Consider the following 14,340-nt stretch of genomic DNA (forward strand, 5'->3'; position numbering starts at 1 on the left):
GGAAAGGATTTTGTGGTAAAAGGCTGGGCCGTACTGCGCAGCGGGCTTCGACTCCGCCTCGTAATGACCCAACTTCATTCACTTCTTCACCACTCCCACGGCTACTTCCAATGCCAGGGGTAGCAGCTTCACGTCGAAGGCGCGGGCGTCGCCCACGTAGTCGCCGTCCACGTGGAAACCCAGGTCCCGGGCGGCTTGCACCTGCACGTCGCGGCAGGTGTGGTACACGGCCGCGCCCGAAGCGGGCAGGTTGCCCAGGGCCAGGCCTAGTCCTACCCGCACGGCCCGCCGCAGCGGCAGAGCATCAATCAGGCAGAGGTCCAGCAGGCCGTCGGCAATATCGGCCAGGGGCGCAATGTAGGCGTTGTTGCCGTATTGGGCCGCGTTGGCGAAGGCCAGCACGTAACAGTCGGTGTCCGTGGTCTGCCCGTTCATGGTTACCGTAATCGGGGTGGGCTGGTAGCGGCGGTACTCGCGCAGGGCCACCTGCACGTAAGTTCCCAGGCCGCGGGTGCCGGCCACGGCAAAGCACTTGCTCACGTGGGCATCAAAGCCCAGTCCAGCCGTGCAGAAAAAGGCCCGCTCATTGATGTAGCCCACGTCGATGCGCTGAAAGCTGGGCTGGGCCAGCTGCCGGATGGCGGCCGCCAAATCCAGGGGCACGCGCAGGTGCCGGGCCAGGCCGTTGCCCGAGCCCCGGGGCAAAATTCCCAGCGCCGCCCGGGTACCGAGCAGTCCGCGGCCCACTTCGTTTACCGTTCCATCCCCGCCCACGGCCACCACAATGCGGAAGCCCTCAGTGGCTGCCTGCCGGGCCAGCTCCACGGCGTGCCCGGCGTACTGGGTCAGGCGCACCTCGTAAGCCGCACCCGTGCCCTGCAAGTGCCGGGCTATTAGGGCGGGCACGTCCTGCCGCCGGTTGGTACCGGAGTTGGGGTTGATAAGAAAGCAAATTCGCAGCTGGTCAGACATAGACGGCAACAACGCAGGAAGAAGTGAAAGGTTGAAGGGCCGGGGCCGCCAACAAAAAAGCCCGCCCAACCGGGCAGGCTTTTTTGGTAGGCCGCAAAAAAGCTCCTGCTTACTTGCTCATGGCCTCACCCAGCTTCTGGATCAGGTCGGCAGTGCGGGTGCTGTAGCCGGTTTCGTTGTCGTACCAGCCGATTACCTTGGCCAGCGTGCCGCTGGCGGCCGTCAGCTCCGAGTCGAAGATACAGCTGTGGGGGTTGCCCACGATGTCAATGCTCACCAGCGGGTCGGTGGCGTACTCGATGATGCCCTTCATGGCACCTTCCGAGGCCGACTTCAGCGCCTCGTTGATCTGCTCCTTGGTTGCTTCTTTCTTCAGAATTACGGTCAAGTCGGTCATCGAGCCATCCGGCACGGGGACGCGCATGGCCAAGCCGTCGAGCTTACCCTTCAGCGTGGGCAGCACCAGACCCACGGCCTTGGCGGCGCCGGTGCTGGTGGGGATGATGCTGTACGCCGCGGCGCGGGCACGACGCAGATCCTTGTGAGGCGCATCCTGCAGGTTCTGGTCGGAAGTGTAGGCGTGCACCGTGGTGATGTAACCCTTCTCGATACCGAACACCTCGTCCAGGACCTTAGCCATCGGGGCCAGGCAGTTGGTGGTGCAGCTGGCGTTGGAGATGATGGTCTCGTCGCCGGTCAGGATATCTTCGTTGACGCCCAGTACTACGGTCGGAATGTTGCCCGTAGCGGGAGCCGAAATCACAACTTTCTTGGCGCCAGCGGTGATGTGCTGACCAGCGCCAGCTTCGTCCACGAAGCGGCCGGTCGATTCGAGCACTACGTCAACGCCCATGCTGCCCCAGGGCAACAGCTTGGGGTCGCGCTCGGCCAGGGCGGCAATGCGCTGCCCGTTTACCGTCAGGCTTTCCTCGTCGTACGACACGGTGCCGTTGAAGCGGCCGTGTACCGAGTCGTACTTCAGCAGGTGAGCCAGCGTCTTGTTATCGGTCAGGTCGTTGATTGCTACAACTTCCACGTTGTCGCGGCCAAGAAGAGACTTGAACGTCAGGCGGCCAATGCGGCCGAAGCCGTTAATGGCGACTTTAATTTTAGCCATAATAAAGGGAGATGAGGTTTAACGGCCCACAAGAGGCCGAGTGAAAACGCGGAGCGAAGGTACCGGGTCCTACTAACTTCGCCAAATCAATATCAAACCAGGTAAAAGCCAGTCGGCCCCGGCCTTTTTCTGGTTTTGCGGGGTGGCGTTCGGTGAACGGTCGGGTCCGCAAAACCGCGGGACGGCCGCGTCAGTGGTAACAATCCGGTAATATTTTTTTATCCTGAAAATCAGCCGTTTTAGCTCACTGGGGCACTTTTTTTTCAAACAGGTATTGCGGCGCAGGTTCTCTTATCTATCTTTGCAGCATCAAAACGGGGTCGGGATGTTATCTGGTCCGTTCGTCTAGGGGTTAGGACAGTAGATTTTCATTCTACCAACAGGGGTTCGATTCCCCTACGGACTACTACCCCTCGTTTTGAGACTCAAAAAGCCCTGATGCGCCCTGCATCAGGGCTTTTTGCTTTTTCATCAATCATTTCCCAAAGAGCGCCGGGCAAGAATCGCCGGCAGCTCGCTTTTTTGCCGAAAGCTATTCTATTAGCTTTGAGAGCGTTAAGAATTAAAAGTATCGTATGCGTATACTATTACCCGCACTGGCGGCGGCCCTTCTGCTGTCGGCCTGCAACTCCAACGATGTAAAGCCCAAGGACCTGGCCGGCGACTGGAAATATAGCTCCGTAGTTTCACCAACATTATCCAGCCAGCTGGGGGTGGCTACACGCATAGCGGCCACATCGAGTTCGATATGAAGGTGACCAAAACGGAAATGACCCGGTATGATCGTGGCAAAACGCCCAATGACAACCCCTTTACCTACAAGTACAAAGTGGATGGCCAAAAGCTAACCTGCACCACTGCCGGAGGACATACCTTTACGATGACCGTGAAGGAACTCTCAGGCAACCGTTTTTCCTGGCATCAGGATGACATAGACCCTAAATCATTCAACTATACCATCGATATGGTGATGCAACGCTGACCACTATAATCAACGACCAGTGGCAGCTTCCTCGCACATGCCCGCATGAGCTACGCACGAGGAAGTGGTAATTGCGGCCAGCTTACGACCTTCCCAGGTATACGAGCAACTTTTCTGATAAGCTATTCTTTATTGAAAGAGCTGATAATCCATTAATTACCGTACTAAAGCGGATAATAATCAATTGCAATTCGGAAAATTCTACATTTTCTTTTGCATCCTAACGAATCACTTCGCTACCTTTGCAGCATCAAAACGGGGTCGGGATGTTATCTGGTCCGTTCGTCTAGGGGTTAGGACAGTAGATTTTCATTCTACCAACAGGGGTTCGATTCCCCTACGGACTACTACCCCTCGTTTTGAGACTCAAAAGCCTTCTGGTTCACCCCAGAAGGCTTTTTTGCTTTTCGGTATGCGCCAATCTACTCTGGTACTGCGCTCCTGAAATCTACTCAGCTGGCATTGCCTGATGCAACGTTCAGGCCGAGTTCCTGGTCCTGTGTACAGGCGGGCTTTTGCGGCCGGAGGCTCCGGTAAGCTCAGCTAGAGGCTCGTTGCGTTTATTGCTGCAAAAAATATAACTTATCCTGCAAAACATTCAAGGCAACCTATACATTCAGTACCTTTTAAGCTGTTATCGTACTCCGCCTACCGTCCGCTTATCACACCTGGTTGCTTTTATGAAGATTATCTACTCCCTCTGCTGCTTGGCCCTCGCCAGCGGACTCAGGCTTCAATCGGCCGCCGGGCAGGGCCAGCCGCGTGATTCGAGCCTAGTAGCGGCCGCGACTACCCGGCTGGCCAGCCTACAAATGGTACCGGCGGAAAGCAATTCGAATCTGTATAGTGGGCCCGAATACATTCACTACGAAAAAACGTTTCGTTCCGTGAAAGGGCATCAGTTCTTTCAGGCGGCGGAAGAGCAAACTGGTGATATATTCTACGACGGGGCTTTGTACAAAAATATTCCCCTGCAGTATGATATCCGCTACGACCAGCTGGTTTTGCGGTTTCCCCAAAGCCCCTACCAGCTTAGGCTGCATAATGAGAAGGTCGGCTACTTTACCGTCAACCAGCACCGGTTTGTACGCGTTGCCGCTACTACTCCCGCACCCGGGGTGTTGGTGCCGGGTTTTTACGACGTGCTGTACGAAGGCCGGCTGCGACTGCTGGCTAAGCGTGTAAAAAAGACGCAGGAAACTCTGTCCAGTGGTGGCATTGAGTTGGCATTCCTGGAGTCGAACCGGTATTTCTTGGAAAAAGACGGCAAGACCTTCCCTGTTAGCGGCAAAGGGGATCTGCTAGCTGCCCTGGCCGACAAAAAGAAGGAACTGCGCCAGTACGTGAGTGCCCAAAAGTTAAAATTTAGCAAAGGCAAGCAGGAGGCCTCGCTAGTGAAAATGGCCCAGTATTACGATACGCTGCGCTAAGCGGCACCCTGCCCCCTATCCGCTCCCTTTCCCTTTTATTGCTGCACACCTGCTCGTATGAGGCATTTTTACCGTTTGATTTTCGTATTGCTGAGCTGTGGCCCCAGCAGCATCGCGCTGGCTCAGCAACGGCCCACCTCCCTGTTATTCACTGGAGAGGTTACGAAAGGTCGTTTTCCCGAGTTAGTAAAGCAGCTGGAAGCCCAGACGCCCTACCGCTTGTATTACCAGGCCGAAGCCCTGGATACGCTCAGCGTGACGCTGCGGGCCCAAAATCAACCCGTGGACAGCGTATTGCGGGCCGTGCTGGCCAAAACGCGCTTCCGCTTCGCCATCGACCAGGAGCGCCGCGTGTTTATTACGCCCGGTAGCGCCATTCAGCCCAATCTGCCCGACCCATTTTTCCTGTCAGGCTCGACGGAGGCAGTGGTAGTGGCCGATGAGCCGGTGGCCGCTCAGGAAGCACCGACGACGGGTAGCTCGGAATTGCGGCTGTACGAAATCGGCCGGAAGGCGGCGGGCCCGGCGCCCAGCCGCGTGACGCTGGCGGGCCACGTGCGCGACAAAACCACCGGGGAGCCCGTCATTGGGGCAGCCGTGTTTGTGGAAGCACCCACGAATACCGGCGCTTCCACCGACCAGTTTGGTTATTTCGCCCTGACGCTGCCCCCCGGCCGCTACGAGGTGCGGGTGCGCGCCATCGGCATCAAGAATACCAAGCGTCAGGTGCTGCTCAACGCCGACGGCAAGCTCGAAATCGAGGCGGAAGAGGATATTACGCCGCTGAAGGAGGTAATTATCGAAGCCGAAAAGGACCGCAACGTGGCCGGCATGCAGATGGGCGTCGAAAAGCTCGACATCAAGACGATGCGGCAGGTACCCACGGCCTTCGGCGAAACCGACATTCTGCGGGTAGTGCTGACGCTGCCCGGCGTGAAGTCGGTGGGGGAAGGCAGCACGGGCATGAACGTGCGGGGCGGGGCTACCGACCAGAATCTGATTCTGTTCAACGACGCAACGATCTATAACCCGGCCCACTTATTCGGCTTCTTTTCGGCCTTCAACCCCGACGTGCTCAAGAGCGTGGAATTGTATAAGAGCGCCGTGCCGGCTAAGTATGGTGGCCGCTTGTCGTCGGTGCTGGAAATTGCTACCCGCGACGGGAATAAGAAGAAGTTCAGCGGCTCGGGCGGCATTGGCCTGATGACCAGCCGCCTCACGCTGGAAGGCCCGATTATCAAGGACCGCACGTCGTTCATCGTGGCCGGCCGCACCAGCTATTCCGATTGGATTCTGCACCAGATTCCAAACAAAACCTACCAGGAAAGCTCGGCCTCCTTTTATGACCTGAACGCTCATATCAGTCACCAGATCAACGACAAGAACACGATTTACGCCACCGGCTACCTCAGCCGGGACCAGTTTAAGCTGGCTACCGACACGCTCTACAAATACCTGAACCAGACGGCCAGCGTGAAGTGGCAGCATAACTTTAACAACAAGCTCTACGGCGTGCTCACGGGCTCCTACAGCAAGTACCAGTACAGCATTACCAACCAGAAAAACCCGGTTAACGCGTCGGAGCTGGCCTTCGGCATCAAGCAGAGCAACCTGCAGGCCGACTTCAGCTATTTTCACAACAACAAGCACACCATTGACTTCGGGCTAAACAACATCTACTACTCGGTGGCCGCCGGCAGCCTGGTGCCGCTGGGCACCGAGTCGTTGATTAAGCGGGATGTGCTACCCCAGGAGCAGGCCCTGGAGCAGGCCTTGTACGTGTCCGACAAAATTGACCTGACGCCCCGTTTTGCCGTGTCGCTGGGGCTGCGCTATTCCCTGTTTAATGCCCTGGGCCCGCGCGACACGTACCGTTACCTACCGGGCTTGTCGAAGTCGGAAAATACGATAACCGACACCGTTTCGCACAAAGCCGGGTCGAGCATTGCCACCTACCACGGGCCGGAGTACCGGCTTTCGGCTAAGTACTCGGTGTCGGACAACGCGTCGGTAAAGGCCAGCTATAACCGCATGCGCCAGTACATTCACATGCTCTCGAACACGGCCTCGATGTCGCCGACCGATATCTGGAAGCTCAGCGACGACTATATCCGGCCCCAGGTGGGCGACCAGTACTCTATCGGCTTCTACCGCAATTTCAAGAACAACACGATTGAGACGTCGGTGGAGACTTACTACAAGTCCATGCACGACTTTGTGGACTACAAGAGCGGGGCCACGCTGCTGCTCAACCACCACATCGAAACCGACGTGGTAAATGCCGAGGGCAAGGCCTACGGCGTGGAGGTGATGGTGAAAAAGCTCACTGGCAAGCTCAACGGTTGGGTCAGCTACACCTACTCCCGCTCCCTGGTGCGGGTCGATACAGGCCCCAACGGCGACGTTATTAACGGCGGCAAGTTCTACCCCAGCAATTTCGACAAGCCCCACGACGTGACCCTGATTGGCAACTACCGGTTTAGCCGGCGGTTTAGCACCTCGCTCAACTTCACCTACAACACCGGCCGGCCCATCACCCTGCCGCTGGCTAAGTTTTACGTGGGCAACTCGATGCGGGTGTATTACTCGGAGCGCAACGCCTACCGCGTGCCCGACTACTACCGGGCCGACTTTGCCCTCAACATCGAGGGGAATCACAAGATCAAGAAGCTGGCCCACGGCTCCTGGACCCTGGCGGTATACAACCTGACGGGCCGCAAAAACCCCTATTCGGTGTACTACAAGGCCGAAAACGGGCAAATCAACGGCTACCAGCTGTCCATCTTCGGCCGGCCCATCCCGACCATCACCTACAACTTCAAATTCTAGATGAATTCCCCCCTGAACCTGCGGGCCGGCCTGCTCCTGCTGTGCTGCGCGCTGCTGCTGAGTTTGTCCGGTTGCATCGAGAGCTTTGAGCCCAGCGGCGGTACCGTGACCCCGAATTTTCTGGTAGTAGATGGGTTTCTGAACAGCGACGGGGTGACAACCATCAAGCTCACGCGCAGCCTGGGACTAAAAGCCAAAACGGCCCCAGCAGCGGAAGCCAAGGCCAAACTGTTTGTGGAGGAAGAAAACGGCCTGCGCTACGCCCTGCCCGAAACCACGGCCGGCACCTACGTTTCCGCGCGCCTAAGCCTGAACCCGACCAAGCGCTACCGGCTGTTCTTCACCACGGCCAACAACCGCGCGTACGCAACGGATTACACCCGGGCCAAACTCACGCCCCCTATTGATAAGGTTTCTTGGCTCGTGGAAGGCGACGTAGTGCGGGTGCAGGTCAGCGCCCACGACGACGCCAACCAGACCCAGTACTACCGCTGGGACGCGGAAGAAACCTGGGAATTCACCTCTGCCTACCGTAGCTATTATGAATGGGTGGGCAGCAAGATGAAGCGCCGCACCCAAGACATTTATCGGTGTTGGACGACGCAGCCCAGCGGCGTGATTAAGCTTAACACTACCACCAAGCTGAGCCAGGACGTGGTAGCTGATTTTCCGCTGCTGACCTTGGCCTCGAGCTCGGTGAAGCTGCGCTACAAGTACAGCGTGCTGGTCAAGCAGTACGCCCAGACCGTGGAGGAGTTTGCCTACTGGGAAGCCCTGCGCAAGAACACGGAAAACATCGGCACCCTCTTCGACCCCTTGCCCAGTCAGCTCACGGGCAACGTGCACTGCCTGACCGACCCCAGCGAGCAGGTGCTGGGCTACATCGGGGCCTACTCGGTGCAGGAACAGCGCCTCTTCATCAGCCGCGACCAGCTGCCCGCCAGCTGGAAATCCGACACCGGCTACGAAACCTGTGGGAAACCCGACACGGTGGAATACCGCAACGCGGCCGTCTCCTTCCGCACGACTAATTACATTCCGCTCGATTCGCTGGAAGCCCGGGGCTACACGGCCCAGTATGCTGACTGCGCCGACTGCCGCCGCCGGGGTACCAACGTGCCGCCCGCCTTCTGGAAATAGAGTTCACTAGGTCAGCCCGTATCACCTAAAGAATCCCGTTATGCGCTCTATCTATTCCCATTCTAGTTTGAATCTGCGGGCAGCTAGTACCAACGTTGGAGCGAGCCTCCTGTGTTGTGCGCTGCTGAGCATGAGCGGCTGCATCGAGAGTTTTGAGCCTAAAGAAGGCTCAACTACTCCCCCGAGCCTCCTGGTAGTGGATGGGTTTCTGAACAGCCAGGGGGTGACGACTATCAAGCTCACGCGCAGCCTGGGACTAAAAGCCAAAACGGCCCCAGCAGCGGAAGCCAAGGCCAAACTGTTTGTGGAGGAAGAAAACGGCCTGCGCTACACCCTATTCGAAACCACGGCCGGCACTTACAATTCGGCCCGCCTGAGCCTGAACCCGGCTAAGCGCTACCGGCTGCACTTTACCACGGCCAACAACCGCGCGTATGCAACGGATTACACCCGGGCTAAAATCACCCCGGCTGTCGACGAGGTGCATTGGCTCGTGGAAGGTGACCGGGTAGTGGTGCAAGTCAGCGCCCACGACGAGACCAACCAGACCCAGTACTACCGCTGGGATGCGGAAGAAACCTGGGAGTTTACCTCTGCCTACCGCAGCAAGCTGGAGGCTCTACCTGGGGGTGGACTAATACCCCGTGAAGTAAGTATCTACCGCTGCTGGGGCACCCAGCCCGGCGGCCTAATCAAGACGTTCACTACCACCAAGCTGAGCCAGGACGTGGTAGCTGATTTTCCGCTGCTGACCTTGGCCTCGAGCTCGGTGAAGCTGCGCTATAAGTACAGCGTGCTGGTCAAGCAGTACGCCCAGACCGTGGAGGAGTTTGCCTACTGGGAAGCCCTGCGCAAGAACACGGAAAACATCGGCACCCTCTTCGACCCCTTGCCCAGTCAGCTCACGGGCAACGTGCACTGCCTGACCGACCCCAGCGAGCAGGTGCTGGGCTACATCGGGGCCTACTCGGTGCAGGAACAGCGCCTCTTCATCAGCCGCGACCAGCTGCCCGCCAGCTGGAAGTCCGACACCGGCTACGAAACCTGTGCCAAGCCGGATACCATACCGAAGGCTTATGTACATGTTTCTTTCCTGACGCCTGATTATCTGCCTTTGGAAGATGTGGACAAAGGCGTGACGGCCCAGTATGCTAAGTGCGTCGACTGCCGCCTCCGGGGCACCAATATCCAGCCCTCTTTTTGGAAATAACCCTTGCTCTTAGTCTCTCTGTCCGTGCTGCACCTAGCTATACCTAATTTGCCTGCTTGTCCTTTCGAGTCTCGCCACGTTGCCCGCCTCGGAGCGGGCCTGCTTACGGGCGGGCTGCTCTGGTCCATGAGCCTGGGTTCCGCTTATGCCCAATCCGACTCACTCCGGACCCTGGACCGGCAGCTAAGTCGCTACAGCCAGCAGCGCCTGCCGGAAAAACTGTTTCTGCACGTGGACCGACCGTTTTACGTCAGCGGGGAAATCATGTGGTTTAAGGTCTACGCCGTGGATGGCGTGTTGCACAAGCCCCTAACGACCAGCAAAGTGGCGTACGTAGAGTTGCTGGATAAGGAGCAAAAGCCGGTGTTGCAGGGCAAGATAGCGCTGCAGAATGCCGCGGGTCAGGGCACGTTCGTGCTGCCCAAATCTCTGGCCTCGGGCACCTACACGGTGCGGGCCTACACCAACTGGATGAAGAACTTCCCGCCCGAGTACTACTTCCACAGCACTATTACCGTGGTTAACACCTTTGGCAGCGTCACCAAAGCCACGCCGGACCAAACCGCTACCGGTATTGATGCGCAGTTTTTTCCCGAAGGCGGGCATTTGGTGAAGGGTCTGACCAGCACCGTGGCTTTCAAAATAAACGACCAGCATAACCAGGGCGTAGCCGCGTCCGGCATTATCGTAGACCAGCGCGGCCAGAATGTGGCCCAGTTCAGCACCCTCAAATTCGGCTTGGGCTCCTTTTCCTTTACGCCCACCGAGGCTGGGGCTACCTACAGCGCCATTATTCAGTTGCCCAACCGCCAGACGCTCACCCGCAAGCTGCCAGCCGTGCAGGAACAAGGCTACGTGCTGCACCTGGCTCCCACTGCCGATGGGCTGACCATCACCGTCCAGACCCCGACGCCGGCCGAGGCAGCCGACGATATTCTGCTCCTGGGCCACGCCCGCCAACAGCCTTTCGTGGCCGTGATGGGGCGGTTCCGGGACAACAAGGCCGTTTTTACCATCAATAAAAAGGACTTACCCGAGGGCATTGCTCACTTCACCGTCTTCAACGCGGCCCGCAAGCCGCTCTGCGAACGGCTCTACTTTACCCCACCCGCTCAGCAGCTGGCTATCCAGGCCTCAATTAATAAACAAGAGTACGCGCCCCGGGAAAAAGTGAGTTTGCAGCTGGCCACGGCCGGCCCGGGCGCTCAGCCTCTGGCCGCCAGCGCCTCGGTAGCCGTGTACCGCCTCGATTCCCTATCCACGGCTTCCGGGGCTTCCATCAACAGCTACTTGTGGCTGGCTTCCGACCTGAAAGGCCACCTTGAAAACCCCGATTACTACTTCTCGGCCAATTCCCCGGAAGTAGCGCAGGCGGCCGACAACCTGATGCTAACCCAGGGTTGGAGCCGCTTCCGCTGGGATGAAGTGCAGACGGCCCCCCGCCCGGCCCCGACTTTCTACCCCGAAACCAGCGGCCATTGGATTCAGGGCAAATTAACCCACCGCGGCACCGGGCAGGCCGCGCCGGGCATTCCGGTATATCTGGCCAGCCCGAGCCGGCAGCCCCGTCTCTACAGCAGCATTAGTCAGCCCGATGGCCGCCTGCAGTTCGACCTGCGCGACTATTACGGTCCCAAGGAAATAGTGGTGCAGACCAACACGCAGGTCGACAGTACCTATCAGGTTGAGATTTACTCACCATTTTCCACGGCCTTTGCGCCCACCCGGCACACCGCTTTACAGCTGCCCGAGTCGTTGCGGCCCGAGCTGGCGCAGCGTCACCTGCAGGCCCAGGTTCAAACCGCCTACTTCAAGAAGTTTACCAACCAATATACGCTACCCCAAACCGACAGCCTGCCCTTCTACGGCAAGCCCGACGAGCGGTATCTGCTCGACGCCTACACCCGGTTCAAGGTGATGGAGGAGGTAATGCGCGAATATGTACCCGGCGTGCTGGTCCGTATCCGCAAAGGCCAGTTTCACTTCCAGGTAATTGACCACCTGAACAATGTGCCCATGACCGATGACCCATTGGTGGTGCTGGATGGAGTGCCCATTTTTAACACCAACAAGGTAATAGCCCTCGACCCACTGAAAATTCAGAAGCTGGACGTTATTACCAGCCGCTACTTTCACGGGCGCCAGATTCATCAGGGCCTGGTAAGCTACTCTACTTACAAGGGCGACCTGGGCAGCTATAAGCTCGACGCCCACGCCCTGCTGCAGGAGTACGAAGGCCTGCAGCTGCAGCGCGAATTCTACGCCCCGCGCTACGACACGCCCCAGGCTCAGCAAAGCCGGCTGCCCGACTTCCGCAACCTGCTTTACTGGAACCCGCAGGTGACAACCTCCGCGGCGGCCACGGACCTCACCTTCTATACCGCCGACCTGCCGGGCCGCTACGTGGTGGTAGTCCAGGGTATGGCGGCCAACGGCCTGGCCGGTAGCCACCGGATTTTTCTGCAGGTGAAATCCGCGTTATAGTCGAGCTACCAGCTTACTAACCCGACTTCTAGTGTCGGTACTACTTTTTCCCCGAATAATTTCTTAATCAAACTCGACCGGGCAGTATACAATTACCCTGAAATCCGCTATACTTGTCAGTGAATACCAGTAAGGAGGTGTTCACTATACCGCTACTACTGTCCTTACCCTTCCTATTGTACTACGGGAGCTTCGGCTTCCGCCCTGTCTTCCCAACGGGCCTTTTCGCCCCGTAGGCAGGTTTTCTATTGTTCTTTCCTTATCCCAACCTAACCGTTTTCTTCTAGCGCCGACTTTTACCCTCCCCTCGCTTTTCCTGCTGTTGCCCGGCTGCTTTTCTGCGCAGCCGCGGTGTTCGTCGTGAGCCGATTTTTGGCTTAACGGGTAAGCTACGTTCTTTCGAACCTGGTTTGCCGGGACTGGCTGGGGTGCCCCAAAAACGGCTGACGCTGGATTGAAACGGCTGGTATTACGCAGCATGCTACCGGCCTAGGGCCGCCAGCGCCATGATTCATACCGCTTTATCCTTTTTCGTTGAGGAGCTCAACGCCTACCTCCAGAGCATCATCCGCAGCCCGGAGAATAAGGCCGTGCTTTCCACCTACGTAAACCACGAAGGGTCGGTTGTCACCACCAACCAGGACAAGCTCTGCGTGACGCTGGTTAACCTGGAGCAGGAAACAACTACGCGCAATGCCCCGGCCGGCAAAAACGCCGTTGGAACGCCGGGCAGGCTGAATCCGACCATTAAGCTCAACCTGTACGTGCTGTGTGCGGCCAACTTCACGGACTACCTGGAAGCGCTGAAATTTTTGTCCTACACCCTGGCTTTTTTCCAGGGCAAGAACGTTTTCACGCCCCAGAACTCGCCCCGGCTCGATGCGGGCTTCGACAAGCTGATTGTGGAGCTGGAACGCACCGGCTACGACGAGTGGAGCAAGGTCTGGGGCATGCTGGGCGGCAAATACCTGCCCGGGGTGGTCTACAAGCTCCGGATGGTGCCCGTGCAGAATGAGCGGCCCGGTGCGCCCCTGCCCGTTATTTCCACTATCGGCCAGGCCGGTTCCGAGGCATGAGGCAGACCACCTACTCCGTGCTGCTGACCATCCGGGTGCAGCACGGCTACTTCCAGGACCCGGCTACCAAATGCCTCACCATCGGGCCCACGGCCGCCACGGCCGACCGGCTGCGGCGGGCCGGGCTGCTGACCCGCTACGTGGGCTCCGACTTCGTGGTGCTCTCGCCCCGGCCGCTGGCGGAGCACAAGTGGCCGGCGGGCTTTTTCCCGCTCACGTTTCGGGTGCAGCCCGACAGCCCCTACTTCCACAACTTCACCGATTTGCCCCTGACCAACGGCGCCGGCCACGTGTACTACCTGAGTGCCCCGCGCGCCGGCGCTGACCCGCTGCGCCTGACGGCCCAGGCCCAGCTGGGCGCCGCGGACCGGGTGGTCTTCCGCCCGCTCACCTTCGACTTTGTCCCAGCAAAGCCGCCGGGGCAGAAGCTGATTCTGGAGCTGCTCGACGTGGCTGGCAACGAGGTGGTAGACCAGACCGAGCTGGCCGCCGATGCCACTGCCTGGGCCGTGGACCTGCGCCGCCGCGGCAGTGGGCGCTACCAGCTCCGTACTCCCACCGCTACTCTGCTGGACTTCTACGCCGCCGATTCCCGGGACATTTTTCCGGGCTGGGGCGTGCTCGAAATTCTGGCCTTGCCCGCCACCGCGGCGCCCACCTTTACGCTGGAGTGCGGGCCGCGGGCCACGTTCTGGCAGTATTGGCTGAGCAGCAAAACCCCGCCCCTGCCGCCGGCCCTGCGCATTGAGGCCATACCCCGCAAAAAGCCCCGGACGGAAAAGCCTGCGGCGGCCAAGGCCGAGGTGCTGCCCCCGAAACTAGTAGCCTTCATCCCAACCTCGCAGACACTCCCGGCGGGCGTCAGCGCGGGCTTCGTGTCGGTGGAAGCTATTGCGCTGACGGAGCGCCCCACGGTGGCCTACCAGCTGCTGAGCACGCTGCCGGCCGTGCCCAATATTCCCCAGGTACTCCTGCCCGACCTGCCCCAGGCCGACACGGCCTCGTTCCGGGTGGAGCAGCACGCCGGGCAGGCCGCGGGGTTTTCCGACGTTTTCATCCAACTCTAATTCTCATATCCCCAACCCTTTACCTAATCAGCG

The 14,340-nt window shown here is 58.8% G+C and carries 10 protein-coding genes and 2 tRNA genes; 10 read left to right on the forward strand and 2 right to left on the reverse strand.

The annotated features are described in order from the left end of the window. Window positions 1–78: 78 nt before the first annotated feature. Together CLV45_RS10970 and gap are read right to left on the reverse strand one after the other, a co-directional pair. The gene (locus CLV45_RS10970) at window positions 79–972 is read right to left on the reverse strand and encodes a diacylglycerol/lipid kinase family protein (protein ID WP_100336396.1); all 894 of its coding nucleotides are present in this window, start codon (window positions 970–972) and stop codon (window positions 79–81) included. A 109-nt stretch (window positions 973–1,081) separates the two neighbouring features. Beyond that, the gene (gene gap, locus CLV45_RS10975; RefSeq protein ID WP_100336397.1) at window positions 1,082–2,089 is read right to left on the reverse strand and encodes a type I glyceraldehyde-3-phosphate dehydrogenase; all 1,008 of its coding nucleotides are present in this window, start codon (window positions 2,087–2,089) and stop codon (window positions 1,082–1,084) included. A 334-nt stretch (window positions 2,090–2,423) separates the two neighbouring features. On the opposite strand from gap, the gene CLV45_RS10980 reads away from it, so the two are divergent. The 10 genes from CLV45_RS10980 to CLV45_RS11025 all read left to right on the forward strand — a co-directional run bounded on the left by CLV45_RS10980 (window position 2,424) and on the right by CLV45_RS11025 (window position 14,307). Beyond that, window positions 2,424–2,495: transfer RNA gene (locus CLV45_RS10980), tRNA-Glu, on the forward strand. A gap of 330 nt (window positions 2,496–2,825) precedes the next feature. Then, window positions 2,826–3,071 (forward strand): lipocalin-like domain-containing protein, encoded by a 246-nt coding sequence (locus CLV45_RS10985; protein ID WP_262496878.1) that lies wholly within the window; start codon window positions 2,826–2,828, stop codon window positions 3,069–3,071. Window positions 3,072–3,346: 275 nt separating this feature from the next. After that, a tRNA-Glu gene (locus CLV45_RS10990) sits at window positions 3,347–3,418 on the forward strand. Between the two features lie 606 nt (window positions 3,419–4,024). Continuing rightward, window positions 4,025–4,501 (forward strand): hypothetical protein, encoded by a 477-nt coding sequence (locus tag CLV45_RS24920; protein WP_157807413.1) that lies wholly within the window; start codon window positions 4,025–4,027, stop codon window positions 4,499–4,501. A gap of 57 nt (window positions 4,502–4,558) precedes the next feature. Then, complete coding sequence (locus CLV45_RS11000) at window positions 4,559–7,330, forward strand: TonB-dependent receptor (protein ID WP_100336400.1); 2,772 nt, start codon at window positions 4,559–4,561, stop codon at window positions 7,328–7,330. Beyond that, entirely contained in the window at window positions 7,331–8,470 is a 1,140-nt protein-coding gene (locus tag CLV45_RS11005) for a DUF4249 domain-containing protein (RefSeq protein WP_100336401.1), read from the forward strand. It abuts the gene before it with no gap. A 130-nt stretch (window positions 8,471–8,600) separates the two neighbouring features. After that, complete coding sequence (locus CLV45_RS11010) at window positions 8,601–9,680, forward strand: DUF4249 domain-containing protein (RefSeq protein WP_157807414.1); 1,080 nt, start codon at window positions 8,601–8,603, stop codon at window positions 9,678–9,680. 48 nt (window positions 9,681–9,728) lie between these two features. Further along, window positions 9,729–12,164, forward strand: a complete 2,436-nt coding sequence (locus CLV45_RS11015) for a hypothetical protein (RefSeq protein WP_157807415.1) — start codon at window positions 9,729–9,731, stop codon at window positions 12,162–12,164. Between the two features lie 506 nt (window positions 12,165–12,670). Next, on the forward strand, window positions 12,671–13,240 hold the full coding sequence (locus CLV45_RS11020) for a DUF4255 domain-containing protein (RefSeq protein ID WP_100336404.1): 570 nt from the start codon (window positions 12,671–12,673) through the stop codon (window positions 13,238–13,240). Further along, a complete protein-coding gene (locus CLV45_RS11025) occupies window positions 13,237–14,307 on the forward strand; it encodes a hypothetical protein (protein ID WP_100336405.1) in 1,071 nt (356 codons plus the stop codon). The genes CLV45_RS11020 and CLV45_RS11025 overlap by 4 nt, the downstream gene beginning before the upstream one ends. Window positions 14,308–14,340: the final 33 nt, after the last annotated feature.

It is taken from the genome of Hymenobacter chitinivorans DSM 11115, assembly GCF_002797555.1.
GTDB lineage: Bacteria > Bacteroidota > Bacteroidia > Cytophagales > Hymenobacteraceae > Hymenobacter > Hymenobacter chitinivorans.

Coding starts and splice junctions, on each gene's coding strand:
- CLV45_RS10970 (WP_100336396.1), bottom strand. CDS start 972: ATGTCTGACCAGCTGCGAATTTGCTTTCTTATCAACCCCAACTCCGGT.
- gap (WP_100336397.1), bottom strand. CDS start 2,089: ATGGCTAAAATTAAAGTCGCCATTAACGGCTTCGGCCGCATTGGCCGC.
- CLV45_RS11000 (WP_100336400.1), top strand. CDS start 4,559: ATGAGGCATTTTTACCGTTTGATTTTCGTATTGCTGAGCTGTGGCCCC.
- CLV45_RS11005 (WP_100336401.1), top strand. CDS start 7,331: ATGAATTCCCCCCTGAACCTGCGGGCCGGCCTGCTCCTGCTGTGCTGC.
- CLV45_RS11010 (WP_157807414.1), top strand. CDS start 8,601: ATGAGCGGCTGCATCGAGAGTTTTGAGCCTAAAGAAGGCTCAACTACT.
- CLV45_RS11020 (WP_100336404.1), top strand. CDS start 12,671: ATGATTCATACCGCTTTATCCTTTTTCGTTGAGGAGCTCAACGCCTAC.
- CLV45_RS11025 (WP_100336405.1), top strand. CDS start 13,237: ATGAGGCAGACCACCTACTCCGTGCTGCTGACCATCCGGGTGCAGCAC.